Annotated in this window: 15 protein-coding genes, 1 tRNA gene and 1 pseudogene (1 of these 17 only partly in view); 7 read left to right on the top strand and 10 right to left on the bottom strand. The window is 68.4% G+C overall.

What is annotated here, in order from left to right; genetic code table 11:
* Positions 1 to 19: 19 nt before the first annotated feature.
* The 3 genes from ahpF (at position 20) to M2352_RS22085 (ending at position 3624) form a co-directional block, all read left to right on the top strand.
* Positions 20 to 1606 carry an alkyl hydroperoxide reductase subunit F gene (ahpF, locus tag M2352_RS22095; protein ID WP_264666692.1) on the top strand — a complete coding sequence of 529 codons (1587 nt, stop codon included), beginning with the start codon at positions 20 to 22 and terminating at the stop codon, positions 1604 to 1606.
* A 286-nt stretch (positions 1607 to 1892) separates the two neighbouring features.
* Positions 1893 to 2996, top strand: coding sequence for a lysozyme inhibitor LprI family protein (locus M2352_RS22090; protein ID WP_264666691.1), 1104 nt, complete (start codon positions 1893 to 1895; stop codon positions 2994 to 2996).
* Between the two features lie 91 nt (positions 2997 to 3087).
* On the top strand, positions 3088 to 3624 hold the full coding sequence (locus M2352_RS22085) for a glycine cleavage system protein R (RefSeq protein WP_264666690.1): 537 nt from the start codon (positions 3088 to 3090) through the stop codon (positions 3622 to 3624).
* Here the strand turns inward: M2352_RS22085 and M2352_RS22080 are convergent.
* The 3 genes from M2352_RS22080 to M2352_RS22070 all read right to left on the bottom strand — a co-directional run bounded on the left by M2352_RS22080 (position 3612) and on the right by M2352_RS22070 (position 6132).
* Entirely contained in the window at positions 3612 to 5120 is a 1509-nt protein-coding gene (locus tag M2352_RS22080; RefSeq protein ID WP_264666689.1) for an NAD(P)H-hydrate dehydratase, read from the bottom strand. The genes M2352_RS22085 and M2352_RS22080 overlap by 13 nt on opposite strands.
* Positions 5117 to 5899 carry an HpcH/HpaI aldolase family protein gene (locus tag M2352_RS22075; RefSeq protein ID WP_264666688.1) on the bottom strand — a complete coding sequence of 261 codons (783 nt, stop codon included), beginning with the start codon at positions 5897 to 5899 and terminating at the stop codon, positions 5117 to 5119. Before M2352_RS22075 ends, M2352_RS22080 begins: the two co-directional genes overlap by 4 nt.
* A gap of 157 nt (positions 5900 to 6056) precedes the next feature.
* A tRNA-His gene (locus M2352_RS22070) sits at positions 6057 to 6132 on the bottom strand.
* Positions 6133 to 6473: 341 nt separating this feature from the next.
* Between M2352_RS22070 and M2352_RS22065 the strand changes: the two genes are divergently transcribed.
* The 4 genes and pseudogenes from M2352_RS22065 to M2352_RS22050 form a co-directional block, all read left to right on the top strand.
* A complete protein-coding gene (locus M2352_RS22065) occupies positions 6474 to 6812 on the top strand; it encodes a P-II family nitrogen regulator (protein ID WP_264666687.1) in 339 nt (112 codons plus the stop codon).
* Between the two features lie 222 nt (positions 6813 to 7034).
* A complete protein-coding gene (glnA, locus tag M2352_RS22060) occupies positions 7035 to 8444 on the top strand; it encodes a type I glutamate--ammonia ligase (RefSeq protein WP_264666686.1) in 1410 nt (469 codons plus the stop codon).
* A 248-nt stretch (positions 8445 to 8692) separates the two neighbouring features.
* Entirely contained in the window at positions 8693 to 8881 is a 189-nt protein-coding gene (locus M2352_RS22055) for a hypothetical protein (RefSeq protein WP_264666685.1), read from the top strand.
* Positions 8882 to 8925: 44 nt separating this feature from the next.
* Positions 8926 to 9441, top strand: a pseudogene (locus M2352_RS22050) (DDE-type integrase/transposase/recombinase); the annotation flags it as partial.
* 70 nt (positions 9442 to 9511) lie between these two features.
* Here M2352_RS22050 and M2352_RS22045 read toward each other — a convergent pair.
* The 7 genes in view from M2352_RS22045 to M2352_RS22015 are tightly spaced (at most 43 nt apart) and all read right to left on the bottom strand, a layout consistent with a single transcriptional unit that may run on beyond the window.
* Positions 9512 to 10663: a glycerate kinase gene (locus M2352_RS22045; protein WP_264666684.1), complete on the bottom strand. Its 1152-nt coding sequence runs from the start codon at positions 10661 to 10663 to the stop codon at positions 9512 to 9514.
* A gap of 4 nt (positions 10664 to 10667) precedes the next feature.
* Entirely contained in the window at positions 10668 to 11657 is a 990-nt protein-coding gene (locus M2352_RS22040; RefSeq protein ID WP_264666683.1) for an alpha/beta hydrolase, read from the bottom strand.
* Positions 11654 to 12673: an ABC transporter ATP-binding protein gene (locus M2352_RS22035; RefSeq protein WP_264666682.1), complete on the bottom strand. Its 1020-nt coding sequence runs from the start codon at positions 12671 to 12673 to the stop codon at positions 11654 to 11656. The genes M2352_RS22040 and M2352_RS22035 overlap by 4 nt, the downstream gene beginning before the upstream one ends.
* Positions 12670 to 13644, bottom strand: coding sequence for an ABC transporter ATP-binding protein (locus M2352_RS22030; protein WP_264666681.1), 975 nt, complete (start codon positions 13642 to 13644; stop codon positions 12670 to 12672). The genes M2352_RS22035 and M2352_RS22030 overlap by 4 nt, the downstream gene beginning before the upstream one ends.
* Before the next feature lie 10 nt (positions 13645 to 13654).
* Positions 13655 to 14569: an ABC transporter permease gene (locus M2352_RS22025; RefSeq protein WP_264666680.1), complete on the bottom strand. Its 915-nt coding sequence runs from the start codon at positions 14567 to 14569 to the stop codon at positions 13655 to 13657.
* Complete coding sequence (locus M2352_RS22020) at positions 14570 to 15487, bottom strand: ABC transporter permease (protein ID WP_264666679.1); 918 nt, start codon at positions 15485 to 15487, stop codon at positions 14570 to 14572.
* A 43-nt stretch (positions 15488 to 15530) separates the two neighbouring features.
* Positions 15531 to 17011 carry the 3' portion of an ABC transporter substrate-binding protein gene (locus M2352_RS22015; RefSeq protein WP_264666678.1) on the bottom strand. Its footprint extends 49 nt past the window's final position, so 1481 of the gene's 1530 nt are visible here — the last part of the coding sequence; the start codon falls outside the window, past its right edge; the stop codon is at positions 15531 to 15533.

The raw sequence follows: 17011 nt of genomic DNA, 5'->3' as shown, positions 1-17011 counted from the left end.
AATCAAAGGAGCCATCGTTATGCTGGACGACGGTGTGAAGGGCCAGTTGCGGGCCTATTTCGAACGGATCACCCAGCCGGTGGAACTGGCTGCCTCTCTCGACGATGGCGCCAAGTCCCAGGAACTGCTGAGCCTGCTCACCGACATCGCATCGCTGTCGGACAAGATCACGCTGGTGCGCCGCGACGACGCGCGCACGCCCTCGTTCGCCATCAACCGCGTGGGCACCGACATCGGCGTGCGGTTCGCCGGCCTGCCCATGGGCCACGAATTCAACTCCCTGATCCTGGCTCTGCTGCAGGTCGGCGGCAACCCGCCCAAGGAGTCGGAGGAGGTCATCCAGCAGGTCAAGGATCTGGACGGCGACTTCCTCTTCGAAACCTATTTCTCGCTGTCGTGCCAGAACTGCCCCGACGTGGTGCAGGCGCTGAACGCCATGAGCGTGCTGAACCCGCGGATCAAGCATGTCGCCATCGACGGCGCGCTGTTCCAGGACGAGGTGACGGCGCGCCAGATCATGGCCGTGCCCTCGGTCTTCCTCAACGGCGAGCCGTTCGCCCAGGGCCGCATGAGCCTGGAGCAGATCGTCGCCAAGCTGGACACCGGCGCGTCGGACCGCGCGGCGGAGAAGATCAGGACCAAGGCCCCGTTCGAGGTGCTGGTGATCGGCGGCGGTCCCGCCGGCGGTGCCGCCGCCATCTACGCCGCCCGCAAGGGCATCCGCACCGGGGTGGCCGCCGAACGCTTCGGCGGGCAGGTGCTGGACACCATGGCGATCGAGAACTTCATCTCCGTCGCCCACACCGAGGGGCCGAAGCTGGCCGCCGCCCTGGAACACCACGTCAAGGAGTATGAGGTTGACGTGATGAACCTGCAGCGCGCCGAAAAGCTGGTGCCCGCCGCGGTGCCGGGCGGCCTGATCGAAGTGCAGCTGGCGAATGGTGCGTCGTTGCGCGCCCGCACCGTCATCCTGTCCACCGGCGCCCGCTGGCGGCAGATGAACGTCCCGGGCGAGGCGGAATACCGCAACAAGGGTGTGGCCTATTGCCCCCACTGCGACGGCCCGCTGTTCAAGGGCAAACGGGTGGCGGTGATCGGCGGCGGCAATTCCGGCGTGGAGGCGGCCATCGACCTGGCCGGCATCGTCGCCCAGGTGACGCTGATCGAGTTCGACGGCCAGCTGCGCGCCGATGCGGTGCTCCAGGCCAAGCTGCGCTCGCTGCCCAACGTCACCGTCATCACCTCGGCCCTGACCACCGAGGTCCACGGTGACGGCACCCGGGTGACCGGCCTGTCGTACAAGGACCGCACCACCGACGCGGTCAAGCGCATCGACCTGGAAGGCATCTTCGTCCAGATCGGCCTTGTCCCCAACACCGAATGGCTGAAGGGCACGCTGGCCCTGTCGCCCCGCGGCGAGATCGAGGTGGACGCCCGCGGCCAGACCTCCGCGCCCGGTGTGTTCGCGGCGGGCGACGCCACCACGGTGCCGTACAAGCAGATCATCATCGCCATGGGCGAAGGGGCCAAGGCCGCCCTGTCCGCCTTCGACTACCTGATCCGCACGCCGGTCCCGGCGGACGAGAAGGAACTGGCGGCGGTCTGAGCCCGCGGGCGGCAAGGGGTGATTGTGAACCCAGGCAAAGGCCCCGGTGCGGAGAGCACCGGGGCCTTTGCCGTTTCCCTGCACACGGTGGCGGTACGCGTGGGCCTTTCTCGTTCCCAGCCGCCCGGTCAGGATATCCATCCCCTTTGGTTTCGATGCTTGAAGAAGAGAATACCGGAAGGTTTTTCTTGGCCCACAACATCTCTCAAAAGTATATTAACCATTAATATCATCTTCTGAAAATGATACCTTCCGCCATGGCACTCTCAGAACGTGGGGCGGACGCATGTATGGTTTCCTCTGCCTTTTGACGGCCTTGTTCCTGGGCATCGCCGGACTGGCCCATGCCCAAACCTATTCCCCCAGCTACGATTGCACCGCCGTGAGCGATGCCGTCGAAGTGTTCGTCTGTCACAATCGGGATCTGTCTTTTCTGGACCGCGAGATGAGCGCGTCCTACCGCAGCTACATCCGCACCCTGTCCCCCAGCGATGCCGACCTGTTGAAAAAGGGGCAGATCCGCTGGATTCAAGACCGGAACACACGATGCCGGACCGGCTACGGCTCGGTGGACGCGTCCTGCATCGAATCCGCCTACCGCGGACGAAAGACGGCGCTCGACTCCCTTGCCAGCCTGCCCCTTACACCCGGCGCATGGGCACGGGATGGCATGCGCTGGGTACAGGTGGCCAGCCGGTCATCCGCCGACGATGCGGTCGAAATTGCCCGGTCCTTGCAACACAGGGCCCCGCAACCCGAGCCCTATCTGGTGCTGCTGGCGCTCAATGGCTGGTATGCCGTGTCATCAGGCCCCTACACATCCTCCGAAGCCGCTGTGGTCCTCGCTGCCATCATGGCGGCAGCCCGGGACAGTGCGGCGGAAGAACCTATAGTCACCCGGGGAGACCGCTACACCCTGAGGCTGTACCACAGCCAGGATGAGTTACCACGGAGCGTCGAACAGCCACCCCATGTCCAGCCTCCGGCCGTGCAACCCGCCGTGTCCTATCGCCCGCCATCCGTCAGCCACCGATGCGCCCCAGCGGAAATATCCAAACGGCAGGCCCTGTGCTACGTCGCACTGGTGGGCGAAACGGCGTGCCAGAGCTTTTTGGAAACGAAATCCGAAAGCAATGTGATCTTGACCGGCGGCGCGGCAGCGGCCGTGTGCAGCGCCGCGTCGTCCGGCCTGCAAAACGGGACCATCGATCTCGACGCCGTTCTGGGATCGGCATTTCGTGGCGCCCTGTCGGGCATCGGCACCGCGATGCTTCATCAGGACAATGACCCCATCACCCGTATCATCGGGGCTTTCGTGAAATTCAGCGTTGTAAGCTATGACGTCTCGATGGCCATCGACTGCGCCCGGGCGGTCGAACGGCAATGCTAGCCATGCCCCGCCGGCAAGGATTCCTATCCCCTCCCGCCGCCGGATCGGGGATACTCGCTGCCCTGAAACCGGCCAACGGGAGGAAAAGAGAATGACCAAATCGACGGAATCGGTGGCTCTGGTGTCGGTGCTGGGCCCCGACCGGGTGGGGCTGGTGTCGGCGGTGACCGGCGCTCTGTTCGAGCAGGGGGTGAACCTGCGCGACGTCAGCTTCGCCGCCCTGGGCCAGGGGGCGGATTTCTCGGCGGTGTGCGAATTGCCGGACGGGCTGACGGTGGCGGCGCTGACCGACAGTCTGTCGGCGCTGACGGAACTGGACGGGGCGCGGCTGACCGTCACCCCCTTCACCTATGACCCCAACCCCGGCCCGCTGGGGCTGGTCACCCACCGGATCGAGGTGAGCGGCGGCGACCAGCCGGGGCTGATCGCCCGCCTGTCGGAGATCTTCACCCAGTCCACCGCCAACATCGTGCGGCTGGAGGCCCAGACCCTGCCCGGCGGCGAGGACGGGCGCTACGTCATCCGCTTCGCGGTGTCGTTGCCGCCGGACCGCGCCGACGCCTGCCTGTCGGCGGTGGCCAACACGGCGGAAATGCTGGGCCTGACCTGCACCGTTCAGGCCGGCTGAACCGGCTTTCCCGCCTTCAGCGCCCGCAGCACGGCGGGCAGCGTGTCGGGCAGGTCTTCGGCAATCAGGCCGGGGCCGAAGACCGCCGCCGCCGCCCCATGCAGCCACGCCCCGGCGCACGCCGCGCCGAAGGCGTCCATGCCCTGGGCCAGCAGCCCGGCGATCAGCCCGGCCAGCACGTCCCCCGCCCCGGCGGTCGCCAGATCGGGGGGGGCGTTGGCGTTGATGGCCGCCCGCCCGTCGGCGGCGGCAATCACCGTGTCGGCCCCCTTGAGCAGGACCACCGCCCCGCAGCGCTCCGCCGCCGCCCGCGCCCGCGCCAGCCGGTCGCCCGCCGGCCCGTCCGCCGTCACTCCGGGGAACAGGCGGGCGTATTCGCCGTCGTGGGGCGTCAGCACGCACGCCCCGTGCAGCCGGTTCAGCAGGGCCGCCGGATCGGGGGCGAAGACGCTGAGCGCGTCGGCGTCCAGCACGCACCCCCGCCCGCTGCCCACCGCCGCCAGCACCTGCCGCCGCACCGCCGGCGTCCGCCCGGCACCAGGGCCGAGCAGCAGGGCGTTGCGGCGGGTGTCGGCCAGCAGGGCGGCGAAATCCCCCTCTTCCCCCAAGGGCTCGATCAGCAGGCTGGGGGAGCCGGCGGCATAGATGGGAAACGCCGCCGCCGGGCACGCCACCGTCACCAGCCCGGCCCCCACGCGCAAGGCGGCCCGCGCCGCCAGCCGCGCCGCGCCGGTCATGCGCCCGCCGCCCAGCACCAGCGCGTGGCCGCGGGCGAATTTGTGCCCGTCGGGCGCCGGCCAGGGATAGCGCGCGCCCCACAGGGCCGGGCCGTTGTCCCATTGCCGCGGGCCGATGACATCGAGCACGGCGGGCGGAATGCCGATGTCGGCCACCACCAGTTCGCCGCAGCGCAGCCGCCCCGGCAGCAGCCGGTGCCCCGGCTTGGGCCGGAAGAAGGTGACGGTCAGCGCCGCCGTGGGCGCATCGCCCAGCACCGCACCCGTGTCGCCATGCACGCCGCTGGGCACATCCACCGCCACCACCGTGCGCCCGGCCATGGCCCGCACCAGCCCCAGCGCCATGCCGTCCAGCGGGCGCGACAGCCCGGCCCCGAACAGGGCGTCCACCACCAGCGGCTCGCCCGCCGCCGGGTCGGCGGCCAGCAGGGCCGGCGTGGCGGCCTCCACGCTGCCGGTCCACAGCGCCGCGGCCCCGGCGGCATCGCCGGCCAGCCGCCCGCGGTCGCCCAGAAGACCCAGCCGCACCGGCCACCCGGCCTCCGTCAGCCGGCGGGCGATGACGAAGCCGTCGCCGCCGTTGTTGCCGGGACCGCACAGCACCACCACCGGGCGCCGGCTCCACCGCGCCAGGATGGCGGAGGCCACCGCCGTGCCGGCGTTGTCCATCAGCACCGGCCCCGGCACGCCGCTTTCCATGGCCAGCGCGTCGGCCCGCCCCATCTGGCCGGTGGTCAGAAGTTCCGTTCCGCCCGTCATCGTTCCTCCACGGCGCGGCGGAACGCCTCCACCTGCGCCACGGCGCCCTGGCGCACGAACCCGATGTCGCCGCCGGCCACCACCAGCCGGCAGCCGCGCTCCAGCAGGGTTTCCATGGGCCGCCCCGGCACCGGGATGGTGCCGTAAACGGTGCCGGTGTTCAGAATGGCCCGCTCCGCCCGGTCCAGCAGGACCGCCACCTCGGGCTCGTCGAAGCGGCCCAGCCGCCCGATGCTGCCCGACAGGTCGTAGGGGCCGATGAACAGGCAATCCACCCCCGGCACCGCGGCGATGTCCGGCACCGCCGCCACCGCATCCGCGGTTTCGATCTGGCAGATGATGAACAACTCGTCGGCGGCTGTGTCGCGGTAGCGGGTGCCCGCCAGCCCGTAATCGGCGCCGCGGGCCATGCCGTAGGCCGCCCCGCGGATGCCGGCGGGCGGGTAGCGGCAGGCGGCCACCACCGCCCGCGCCTCGTCGGCGGAATTGACCGAGGGGACCATGATCCCCTCCACCCCCAGATCGAGCGCGCGCTTGAGATAGACGGGGTCGTTGGATGGCACCCGCATCACCGCCGTGGCCGCGGTGCCCGACAGCGCCTGGAGCAGATGCTGCCCGTCGGCCAGCGTGCCCGGCCCGTGTTCGTGGTCGATCACCACGAAATCATAGCCGGCCAGCCCGATGATCTCCGCCGCGACCGGGCTTGCCATGTCCAGCCAGCACCCCAGCGCCGGGCGTCCGGCGGCCAGCGTGCGCTTCAGCCTGTTCTCTCGGAACAACGGTCACCCCTTTGCCTGCGGTTGGAACGGGATGAATGACTATAGCGGAACACAAGGTGAAAAACACAAAAACCCCGGATTGCGGATGGAATACCGCTTATCCAGGGCCGTGCCTGCGGTTTCATGCGCCAAGCGCCGAACCGCAATCAGAAGAAGATGGGGCGATGGATGGGACTCGAACCCACGACCACTCGGACCACAACCGAGAGCTCTACCAACTGAGCTACCACCGCCGCCGTGGGCGGGCTTATGCGACAGTTTCGCCGGGCGGTCAAGCCCTGTTTTTTCGAAGGCGCATTTTTTCCGCCGGAACGGAGCTTGCGCGGGTCTGGGCGGTTTAACTTTCTGTTCGGGCGGCGGTGCGGCCAGCTTGCGTCTTTTGCCTAAATAATATTCACTTCGCTTCATCCGTCGGCACACGACTGCCGATCCCGGTGGCATGAACACCCACAAACGGCCTGGGGCTGGCACCGCGCCCCACGGCCCGATGTGGCACGATCCATGCAACGGTTCAGGATGCCGGCGCGGCGCGGACGGCGCCCGCTGGCGTTGGCACCTCGTACACGAGAGACCCATGAAGAAGATCGAAGCCATCATCAAGCCGTTCAAGCTCGACGAGGTGAAGGAGGCCCTTCACGAAGTCGGGATCAAGGGGATCACCGTCACCGAGGCCAAGGGCTTCGGCCGCCAGAAGGGCCACACCGAGCTTTACCGCGGCGCGGAATACGTCGTGGACTTTCTGCCGAAGGTGAAGATCGAGGTGGTGATGGAAGACACCCTGGTCGAGCGCGCGATCGAGGCGATCCAGCAGGCCGCCCACACGGGCCGCATCGGTGACGGCAAGATCTTCGTGACGCCGGTTGAAGAGGTGATCCGCATCCGCACCGGCGAAAAGGGGAACGACGCCATCTGATCCCGCCCCGCCGGGCATCCCGTCCGCATGCACACGGGTTCCCCCGCTTTTTCCACGGGCCGGCAAAGGCTCGTTGTACGGCGGGGCAAGGCATGACATAAAGCGCCCGCACGCGCCGTCACCCGTTCCCGACTGAGGCCCCGCGGCATTCCGCCGGGACCGGCGGGCGGACGCGACGCGGGCGGGTACCAAAAACGTCCTTACCAGCGTGGAAAATAAGACATGTCCGACATCAGCAAGGTCTTCGACCTGATTAAGGAACACGACGTCAAGTACGTGGACCTCCGCTTCACGGATCCGCGGGGCAAGCTGCATCACACCGCCCAGCACGTCTCGACGATCGATGAGGACGTTTTCGAGGACGGCATCATGTTCGACGGTTCGTCGATCGCCGGCTGGAAGGCGATCAACGAGTCGGACATGATCCTGAAGCTCGACGCCTCCACCGCCATCATGGACCCGTTCGCCGCCCAGCCGACGCTGAACATCCTGTGCGACGTGCTGGAACCCTCCACCGGCCAGAACTACGCCCGCTGCCCGCGCGGCATCGCCAAGGCCGCTGAGAAGTACACCGCTTCCGCCGGCATCGGCGACACCGTGTTCTTCGGTCCCGAAGCCGAATTCTTCGTCTTCGACGACGTGAAGTTCCAGGTGGACATGCACAAGGTCTCCTACGAGTTCAACTCGGAAGAAGGCCCCTACACCTCCGGCCGCGACTATCCGGAAGGCAACCTGGGTCACCGCCCGGGCATCAAGGGCGGCTACTTCCCGGTTCCGCCGGTGGACAGCGCCAACGACCTGCGCGCCGAAATGCTGAGCGTGCTGGCCGAAATGGGCGTGCCGGTCGAAAAGCACCACCATGAAGTGGCGGCCTCGCAGCACGAACTGGGCATCAAGTTCGACACGCTGGTCCGCACCGCCGACAACATGCAGTACTACAAGTACGTCGTGCACAACGTCGCGCATGCGTACGGCAAGACCGCGACCTTCATGCCGAAGCCGGTGTTCGGCGACAACGGCTCGGGCATGCACTGCCACCAGTCGATCTGGAAGGACGGCCAGCCGCTGTTCGCCGGCAACCAGTACGCCGACCTGTCGGAGCTGGCGCTGTACTACATCGGCGGCATCATCAAGCATGCCAAGGCGCTGAACGCCTTCACCAACCCCTCGACCAACAGCTACAAGCGTCTGGTCCCCGGCTATGAAGCCCCGGTGCTGCTGGCCTACTCGGCCCGCAACCGTTCGGCCTCCTGCCGTATCCCGTACGTGGCCTCGCCGAAGGGCAAGCGCGTGGAAGTCCGCTTCCCCGATCCGTCGGCCAACCCGTATCTGGCCTTCGCCGCCATGCTGATGGCCGGCCTGGATGGTATCCAGAACAAGATCCATCCCGGCGATGCCATGGACAAGAACCTGTACGACCTGCCGCCGGAAGAGCTGGCCCAGGTTCCGACCGTCTGCGGTTCGCTGCGTGAAGCGCTCGACAGCCTGCGTGCCGACAGCGCCTTCCTGCAGAAGGGCGATGTCTTCACGAAGGACTTCATCGAGTCCTACATCGACCTGCGCACCGAAGAGCTGATGGCCTTCGAAACCATGCCGCACCCGATCGAGTACAAGATGTATTACTCCGTTTGATGTAAGTTGTTGATTTCGTTGGGGGCGCTAGAGTTTTACGCTAAATCCGGCGCAAAGAAACCCAAGGAAAATCAACAGCCACATTCTCGGATGTCTAACGTGGAAACGGGTCGGCTTGCCGGCCCGTCTCTCGTTTCATGGGCACAATATGGTAATCACTTCGCTTTCTTTAAGGGGATGACCTCTCCAACCTACCAGCGGGAGAAATCGTGTGGCGCTCTCATCCAATTTCGGCTTTCTGGCATAGCATGACGTCCAGCATCAAGACCGGGCAGTTCGCCGAGCTCCTTGCGCAGTTGACGGCGGCAAAGCTCGGGATGTGGACCTCACCCGAGGAAAAGCAGGCCGATCTGCTGCGCCGCCTGCGCGATCGCCAAGACGCGGAATGGACTTTCCCTGGAAAAGTGGAGAGCCATCGGCCTAAAATTTTGGTCTGATGGAGGTGTTGGTGTGAAGCCGACGAAGATCACGTCGGAATCTTCGGCACCATGCTGACATGGTTTTGCTGGCGCATATCCGTCATCGTTTCAAACTTTCGCATGAGACCTGCGGGAGCCCCCGCCTGAATGCTGAATTGAAAGCAGCGGGTGTGTCCTGCGGGCGGCGCAGGGGTGGCTGTCCCTGGCCGTGGTGATCGACCTCTACTCACGGCGTGTGGTTGGCTGGGCGGTCAGCGACCATATGAAGAAGAACCTGGCGATAACAGCCTTGCTGCGTGCCAGAACCCGGTCTGGTGCATCACTCCGACGGGAGCAGTCAATATTGTTCGGACGAGCATCAGAAAATCCTGAAATCTGAGCTGATCTGGAGAATGGTTTTTCTGTCACGATGGCAAGCCGAATGTGCGGTTGGCATATTCATCGACGGTTTCGATAATCCCAAGCGGCGCCATACTGCCTTGGGTTACAAAAGCCCCATCCAGTTCGAGGCGGCTTGCCTGACTGCGAGCAAATGGCTCTCCACTTTTCCAGGGCAAGTCCAACCTTCGCTTTCTTGATGCCGATGCGTCTGGCCACCGCCGTACGCCGCGTGGCGGTACAAGCGCCATCAGAAACGCCGCCCGGGGATCATGGCGCACGCCCCAGGCCATGCCCCAGCGCGAGCGCCCGGGCAAAACGGCTGGCCGCCCTTTCCAGCAGGGCTTCGGCGTCGGCCATGGCCCGCTCCAGGGGCATCGGGGCGTCAACGATGGGCAGCGCCAGCGTGATGCCTTCCCCGCGGAAGGCGTCCACGTCGCCGGCAAGGCTGCCGGCGAAGGCCACCACCGGCACGCCAGCCGGCGCGGCGAGGCGCGCCACGCCCACCGGCACCTTGCCGCCGAGCGATTGCGTGTCGAGCCGCCCCTCGCCCGTCACCACCAGATCGGCGGACGCGATCACCGCGCGCAGGCGGCCGAGATCGGCGATGAGCGTGAAGCCGCTGGCGAGGTCCGCCCCCAGAACCCCCGCAAGCGCGAAGCCGAGGCCGCCGGCCGCACCGGCGCCTGCCATCGCGCGCGCGTCGCGGCTGACCGCCGCACACACCGCGTCCGCATAGCGGGCCATGCCGGCCTCCAGCGCGTCCTGCGCTTCCGCATCGGCGCCCTTCTGCGGGCCGAAGACCCGCACCGCGCCCGCCGGCCCAAGGAGTGGGTTGGTGACATCACAGGCCGAGGTGATGGCCACCTGATGCAGGCGGCCATCGAGGCCCGCGAGATCGACGCGGGCGATGCGCGGCAGGGCGCCACCGGATCCCCGCAGCGGCTGCCCGCCGGCATCGAGGAAGCGGGCGCCGAGCGCCTCCAGGAAACCGCTGCCGCCATCGACGGTGGCGCTGCCGCCGAGACCGATGATGATGGCCTGCGCGCCCAGATCGAGCGCCGCGCGGACGAGTTGCCCGGTCCCGAACGTCGAGGCGCGCAAGGGATCCAAACGCTCGCCGGCGAGCAACGGCAGCCCGGATGCCGCAGCAACCTCGATCACCGCCAGCCGGGCGTCGGGCATCCAGCCGAAACCGGCCTCGACCGGCCGGCCGAAGGGATCCCCCACCGTGACGGCTTTCCGCACGCCGCCGAGGAGAGCGAGAAAGGCATCGACGGTGCCCTCCCCGCCGTCGGCCATGGGAAGCGTGACCACCTCCGCGTCGGGCAGCACCGCGGCCAGGCCGCGGGCGATCGCCGCCGCCGCCCCGGCGGCGCTCAGCGATCCCTTGAAGGAGTCCGGGGCGACGACGATCCTCATCGCCTCACCCCTGCTCTTCGAGGAAAAGTTGCGTCTCGCCGAACAGCTGCATGCGGTTGCGCTCCAGCAGGACGGTATGGGTGGCGTCGCCGATCACCACCATGCGGCGATGGGACGCCCCCAGCCCCCGGAAGACCTGCTCGGCCATTGCGACCGGGGTGTCGGCATCCCAGGCGCCGACCACCACCAGCGTGGGGGCCTGGATCCGCCCGGGGTCGTAGAGCGGCCGCCCGGAGCACCAGTAGGTCATGGAGTCCGCGATGTTCCCGTTCGGGGCGCGGATGACCGGCGGCTCCTGCGCCGCGCCCACGGCGTCGGAGGCGAAAGTCGCGCTGGCCCAGGCGTCGAACCACGCCGGCGGCACCAGCGCGTCCCGCCGGTCCTCCGGCACGCCGGACAGCCAGCGCTGCCGGGCGTCCGCCCGCGTGATGGTGCGGTAGGCGCCCAGCGGCGTGCGGCCGCCCGCCGGGTGCGGGGTGTCGCGCAGCCATTGCGGGGCGTAGAGCACCAGCCGTTCCACGCGCTCGCCGTGCTCGGCGGTGTAGGCGCCGACCAGCGTGGCGCCCCACGACCAGCCGATCAGGCAGAGCCGGTCGATGGAGCGGCTCTCCAGGATGTGCTCCACGGCGGCGGCGACGTCGCGCAGGGCGGTGCGGGTGTCCACGACCGGCTCCCCCGCGGCGGCGGCGCGGTCCATTTCCGGCGGGCGGGTGGAGCGCCCGAAGCCGCGCAGGTCCAGGCAATGGACGTCGAAGCCCCGTCCGGCGATGTAGTCCATCCACGACATGCCGTCGAGGGCCAGGTCGAAGGCGGTGTGGGCCGGGTAGCTGGAGCCGTGCACCAGCAGCACCGTGCGCTCCGGCCCGAACGCCGCGGCGCCGGCGGGGCGCTTGTTGCGCAGGTAGAGCTGGATTCCGGCATCCTTGGCCGGGATGTGGCGCTCGTCGGTGACGAGGGCGTGCGGACCGCCGTAGTTGCCCCAAGTCATGGTCATGTTGCCTCCGCGCCGCCGGCCGGGGACAGATGGCACTCGACGAACCCGCCGCGGCCGGCGCCGGCGGCGCGCGGCGGCGGGACGGTGCGGCACTGGTCGGTCGCCAGCGGGCAGCGCGGGTGGAAGGCGCAGCCGGACGGGCGGTCCACCGGGTTGGGGATCGCGGTTCCCGGCAACGGATCGGGGATGCCGTGGCCGGGAACGGTCGTCAGCACCGACTGGAGCAGCGCCCGCGTGTAGGGATGCCGCGGCTGCTCGAAGATCGCGCGGGTCGGCCCGGATTCGACGATGCGGCCGAGATACATGACGGCGATCCAGGTCGCCATGTGCTCGATGACCGCGAGGTTGTGGCTGATCATCAGCATGCCGAGGTCGAACTCGCGGCGCAGCTCGATCAGCAGGTTGAGGATCTGTGCCTGCACCGAGACGTCAAGGGCCGAGGTCGGCTCGTCGCAGACCACCACCTCGGGGCGCATGATCAGGGCGCGGGCGATGGCGACGCGCTGCCGCTGGCCGCCGGAAAGCTGCTTGGGGTAGGTGTCCAGGACGCGCCGCGGCAGCCCGACGCGGTCGAGCATGGCGGCGACCGCCTGACGCCGGCCCGCACGGTCGCCGATGCCGTGCACCGCCAGCGGCAGGCCGATGATCTGAGCGACGGTCTTGCGCGGGTTCAGCGACGAATAGGGATCCTGGAACACCGGCTGGACCCGCCGGGCGAACGCCGCCTGCCCGGTCCCCGCCACCGCGGCGCCGTCGAGCAGCACCTCGCCGGCGCTGGGCGGCAGGAGGCCCAGCAGGATCCTGGACAAGGTGCTCTTGCCGCAGCCGGACTCGCCGACCAGCCCCAGCACCTCGCCCCGGTGCACGCACAGCGACACGTCGTCCACCGCGCGCAGCGGCACGCTCCGGCGGAACGGCGAGCGGCGGACCTGAAAGGTGTGGCTGACGCCCCGCAGTTCGAGGACGGCTTGGGTGGACAGGGCCCGCTCCGGGCCGGGAATGGTGACGGGGATCATGCCGAGCCCTCCAGGACGCAACGGAAGCTGCGGCCGGCGCCGGCCGGCCGCAGGGGTGGGGGACGGGTCAGACAGGCGTCCGAGGCGAAGCCGCACCGGGCCGCGAAGGGGCAGCCGGGGATCGCGCCGATCAGGCTCGGCACGACGCCGGGGATCGAGCCCAGGAGCGAGCCCGGCGGCGTGCGTCCGGGAACCGGAACGCAGTCCAGCAGGCCCCGCGTGTAGGGATGGGCCGGCTGGCCGAAAACCGCGTCCACCGGCCCCTCCTCCACCACCGAACCGGCGTACATGACGACAACCCGGTCGGCGAGCTGGGCCACGACGCCGAGGTCGTGGGTGATGAGGATGATCGACAGCCCGGTGCGGTCGCGCAGTTCCTCCAGCAGGTGCAGGATCTGCGCCTGGATGGTGACGTCCAGCGCGGTCGTCGGCTCGTCGGCGATGAGCAGGTCGGGCGAGCCCATCAGCGCCATGGCGATCATCACCCGCTGCCGCAGGCCGCCGGAAAGCTGGTGCGGGTACTGGTTCAGCCGATCCCGCCCGGCGGGAACGCCGACCAGCGCCAGCAGCTCGGCCGCCCGCTCGCGCGCCTCGGCCGTGCTGACGCGGGCGTGGCAGCGCAGCGCCTCGGCCATCTGGTTGCCGATGGTGAAGGCCGGGTTGAGCGAGGTCATCGGCTCCTGGAAGATCATCGCCATGCGGTTGCCGCGCAGGCTGCGCATCGCCCGGGGCGACAGGGTGCCCAGGTCGGTGCCGGCGAAGGACAGCCGCCGGGCACCGCGCCGGGCGCGCGCCGGCAGCAGGTCCATGAGAGCCAGCGAGGTCAGCGACTTTCCGCAGCCGGACTCGCCGACGATGCAGAGGATCTCGCCCTTGCCGACCTGGAAGGAGACATCGCGGACGGCGTGCAGGGTTCCGGCCGGCGTCGGGATATCGACGCACAGCCCTTCGACGTCGAGGATGGGGGTCATGACGGGGACCTCACGTGCGGCCGTCCGGGGCGGTAACGTCGCGGATGCCGTCGCCGACCAGATTGATGGCCAGCACCAGCAGGAACAGGGCGACGCCCGGAATGGCGATGAGCCAGGGTTCGAAGAAGAGGTTGGCGCGCCCCTCGGCGACCATCAGGCCCCAGGACGGCAGCGGCGGCTGCACGCCCAGGCCGAGGAACGACAGCGCCGCTTCCAGCAGGATGGCGTGCGCCATCTCCAGCGTGGCGACGATGATGAGGTTGTTGAGCACGTTCGGCAGGATCTCGCCGAAGACGATGCGCGGCACCGAGCAGCCCACCGCCTGCGCCGCCAGCACATAGTCCTGGCTGGTGGCCTGGATGGTGGAGGTGCGCATGACGATGGCGAAGCGATCCCACAGCAGTGCGCTCAACACCAGGATGACCACCTCCAGCGAGCCGCCGAACAGCGCCACCACCGCCAGCGCCACCAGCACCACCGGGGTGGACAACCGCACGGTCACCAGAAAGGTCACCAGCATATCGACGCGCCCGCGGAAATAGCCGGCGCAGATGCCGAGCGCCGTGCCGATCACCCCGGAGCCGAGCGCCGCGGCGAAGCCGATCAGCAGCGACACGCGGGCGCCGTACAGCAGCCGGCTGAGATAGTCGCGGCCGAGGTGGTCGGTGCCGAACGGGTGGGCCCAGCTTCCCTCGGCGTTCCACACCGGCGGCACCAGCCGCTCCACGAGATCCTGCCGGTAGGGATCGTCGGGCGAGACGAGGGGAGCCAGCACGGCGAGCAGGAGGATCAGGCCGAGCACGGCGAGCCCGCCCAGCAGACTCCAGTGGCCGAGGATGCGGCGGCGCAGGATCTGCCCGGGGGTCGGCGGCGGCGGAGCGGCGGCCGGAGCGGCCGGTGCCCGGACGGTTTCGGTCATGGTCATTCAAGCCACCCGGATGCGCGGGTCGAGCCACGCGTTGAGAAGGTCGGCGATCAGGCTGAGGACGACGTAGAGGCCGGAGAGCACCAGCACGATGGCCTGCACCGTCGGCAGGTCCGAGCGGCTGATCGATTCCCAGGCGAGCTGGCCGGTGCCGTGCAGCGCGAACACCGTCTCCACCACCACCGAGCCGCCCAGCATGAAGCCGAACTGCACCGCCGACAGGCTGACCACCGGGATGACGGCGTTGCGCAGGGCGTGCTTGAGCAGGACCACCGCCGGGTGCAGCCCCTTGGCCCGCGCCGTGCGGATGTAGTCGGAGGCCAGCACCTCCAGCATGCCCGCCCGCGTCAGCCGCATGATCGCCGGGGTGGCGTAGTAGCCGAGCACCACGGTCGGCATGACGAAGTGTTTCCAGCTTCCCGAGCCCGACGGCGGCAGCAGCGGAAAGGTGATGCTGAACAGCACCACCAGCACCAGGGCGAACCAGAAGGTCGGCATCGCCTGCCCGACGACGGAGACCAGGAGCGCCGTGCGGTCGATCCAGCTGTTGGGGCGGATCGCCGCGACAATGCCGAGCGGCAGCCCGACGCACAGCGCGAAGGCCAGCGCCAGCCCGCCCAGCGTCATGGTGGTCGGCAGCTTGTCGGCCAGCATGCGGCTGACCGGCATGCGGAAATACAGGCTTTCCCCGAAATCGCCCTGCAGCGCCTTGACCAGCCAGTCGGCGTACTGGACGGCCAGGGGCCGGTTGAAGCCGTAGGTTTCGCGGATGAACTCGATGTCGGACGCCGTGGCGGAATGGCCGGCCATGGCCACCGCCGGATCCCCCGCCGCGCGCAGCAGGACGAAGGATCCGACGGAAACCGTGACGGCGACCAGCACGGCCAGAAGCAGACGCTTCAAGCTGTAGGCCAGCATGGCGGACTCCAATGAAGGGAGATGAAGGCGGAGGGTGCCCGGTTTACTTCCAGGTCACCGCATAGAAGCGCGGGATCTCGTCCGCCGTCGGGGTAAAGGCGATGTCCTTGCTGTGGACGTAGTTGACGTTGTAGGTGAACAGCGGCAGCCAGTAGGCCTGTTCGGCGATGCGGCGCAGCGCCTTGCCGTAGAGATCCTTGCGCACCGCCGGGTCCACCGCGGAATCCGCACCCTCCAGCCAGCCGATCACCTGCGGGTCGCGGGCGTAGTCGTCCTTCGAGCCCTTGAAGAACTGGCTGACGCTGGCCGCCGCGTCGTTGATCGAATAGGAGCCCCAGGACATGAAGGTGAAGTCGATCTCGCCGCTGAAAACCTTGTCCCGCAGCGCCTCGTACTGCAGGTAGGTGAGCTTGGCGTTGATGCCGACGGCCTTCATGTAGCCGATCATCGCCTCGGCGACGGGACGGTCGCGGTAGGCGTGGAACTCGATGTCGAGGCCGTTGGGATAGCCGGCCTCGGCCAGCAGCGCCTTCGCCTTGGCAGGGTCGTAGTCGTAGGTGGCGACCTGCTGGGTGCAGCCGAACTGGGTGGGGAAGCAGACAGCGTCGATAACCTCCGAGGCGCCGCGGACCAGCCGCTTGACGATCGTCTTGCGGTCGATGGAATGGGCGATCGCCTGCCGGACCCGGGCGTCGTTGACCGCTGCGGCGTGGCCGGTGCGGTTGGAGGCGTCGAACGCCAGATAGCCGAAGCGCATGGTCTGCGCGTTCTGCACCACGACGTTGGGCATCGCCGCGAGCTTGGCCGCCTGGTCGTTGGGCACGTTCCAGATCCAATCGACGCCGCCGCTGAGCAGCTCGGCGATCTGGGTGTTCTGGTCGGGAATGGTGCGCTGGACGACGCGGCCGATGGCCGGGCGGCCCTTGGGGCTGCCGTCGAAATAGTCGCGGTTGGCCTCGAAGACGATGCGCTTGCCGGGATCGAAGGCGGTCACCTTGTAGGGGCCGGTGCCGACCGGCCGCAGGCCCATGCCCTGGCTGCCGACCTTGGAATAGTAGCCGTGCGGATAGATCAGCAGCGGCCCGGCCAGATACTCCAGGGCCAGCGGCGTCGGCGCCTTCATGATCAGGCGCACCTTGTGGGAGTCGATCTTCTCGACCTTCTCGATCCAGTCGACGTTCTGGCGGCTGAGAACCCTGGTCGCCGGGTCGGCCATCAGGTTCAGCGTGTAGACCACGTCGTCGGCGTCGAACGGCTGGCCGTCGTGGAAGCGCACGTCCCGGCGCAGTTCGAACTCGATCGTCCGGTTGTCGGCGAAGCGGTACGAGGACGCCAGCAACGGCTTGTAGTCGAAGGTCTGCGGATCGACGGTCAGCAGCGAGTCGAAGACCATGCGGGCGACGAGTTCGCCTTCGCGCAGGACGTTGAAGTAGCGGTCGAGCGTGGGCAGTTCGCCGGCCCAGGCGATGTTCAGCGTGTCGTCGGCCTTGCCGGCCAGCACCGGCGACGGGGCGACGAAGGACA

The organism is Azospirillum fermentarium, from assembly GCF_025961205.1.
Taxonomy (GTDB): domain Bacteria; phylum Pseudomonadota; class Alphaproteobacteria; order Azospirillales; family Azospirillaceae; genus Azospirillum; species Azospirillum fermentarium.
Note: the sequence above shows the minus strand (reverse complement) of the source record. Positions and strands in the feature narration are given on the sequence as shown.

Excerpts from the sequence above, each read along its gene's own strand:
- glnA (WP_264666686.1), top strand. The coding sequence starts at position 7,035 with ATGTCCGACATCAGCAAGGTCTTCGACCTGATTAAGGAACACGACGTC.
- M2352_RS22030 (WP_264666681.1), bottom strand. The coding sequence starts at position 13,644 with ATGACCCCCATCCTCGACGTCGAAGGGCTGTGCGTCGATATCCCGACG.
- M2352_RS22025 (WP_264666680.1), bottom strand. The coding sequence starts at position 14,569 with ATGACCATGACCGAAACCGTCCGGGCACCGGCCGCTCCGGCCGCCGCT.
- ahpF (WP_264666692.1), top strand. The coding sequence starts at position 20 with ATGCTGGACGACGGTGTGAAGGGCCAGTTGCGGGCCTATTTCGAACGG.
- M2352_RS22045 (WP_264666684.1), bottom strand. The coding sequence starts at position 10,663 with ATGAGGATCGTCGTCGCCCCGGACTCCTTCAAGGGATCGCTGAGCGCC.
- M2352_RS22040 (WP_264666683.1), bottom strand. The coding sequence starts at position 11,657 with ATGACCATGACTTGGGGCAACTACGGCGGTCCGCACGCCCTCGTCACC.
- M2352_RS22055 (WP_264666685.1), top strand. The coding sequence starts at position 8,693 with ATGACGTCCAGCATCAAGACCGGGCAGTTCGCCGAGCTCCTTGCGCAG.
- M2352_RS22085 (WP_264666690.1), top strand. The coding sequence starts at position 3,088 with ATGACCAAATCGACGGAATCGGTGGCTCTGGTGTCGGTGCTGGGCCCC.
- M2352_RS22065 (WP_264666687.1), top strand. The coding sequence starts at position 6,474 with ATGAAGAAGATCGAAGCCATCATCAAGCCGTTCAAGCTCGACGAGGTG.
- M2352_RS22035 (WP_264666682.1), bottom strand. The coding sequence starts at position 12,673 with ATGATCCCCGTCACCATTCCCGGCCCGGAGCGGGCCCTGTCCACCCAA.
- M2352_RS22090 (WP_264666691.1), top strand. The coding sequence starts at position 1,893 with ATGTATGGTTTCCTCTGCCTTTTGACGGCCTTGTTCCTGGGCATCGCC.
- M2352_RS22020 (WP_264666679.1), bottom strand. The coding sequence starts at position 15,487 with ATGCTGGCCTACAGCTTGAAGCGTCTGCTTCTGGCCGTGCTGGTCGCC.
- M2352_RS22080 (WP_264666689.1), bottom strand. The coding sequence starts at position 5,120 with ATGACGGGCGGAACGGAACTTCTGACCACCGGCCAGATGGGGCGGGCC.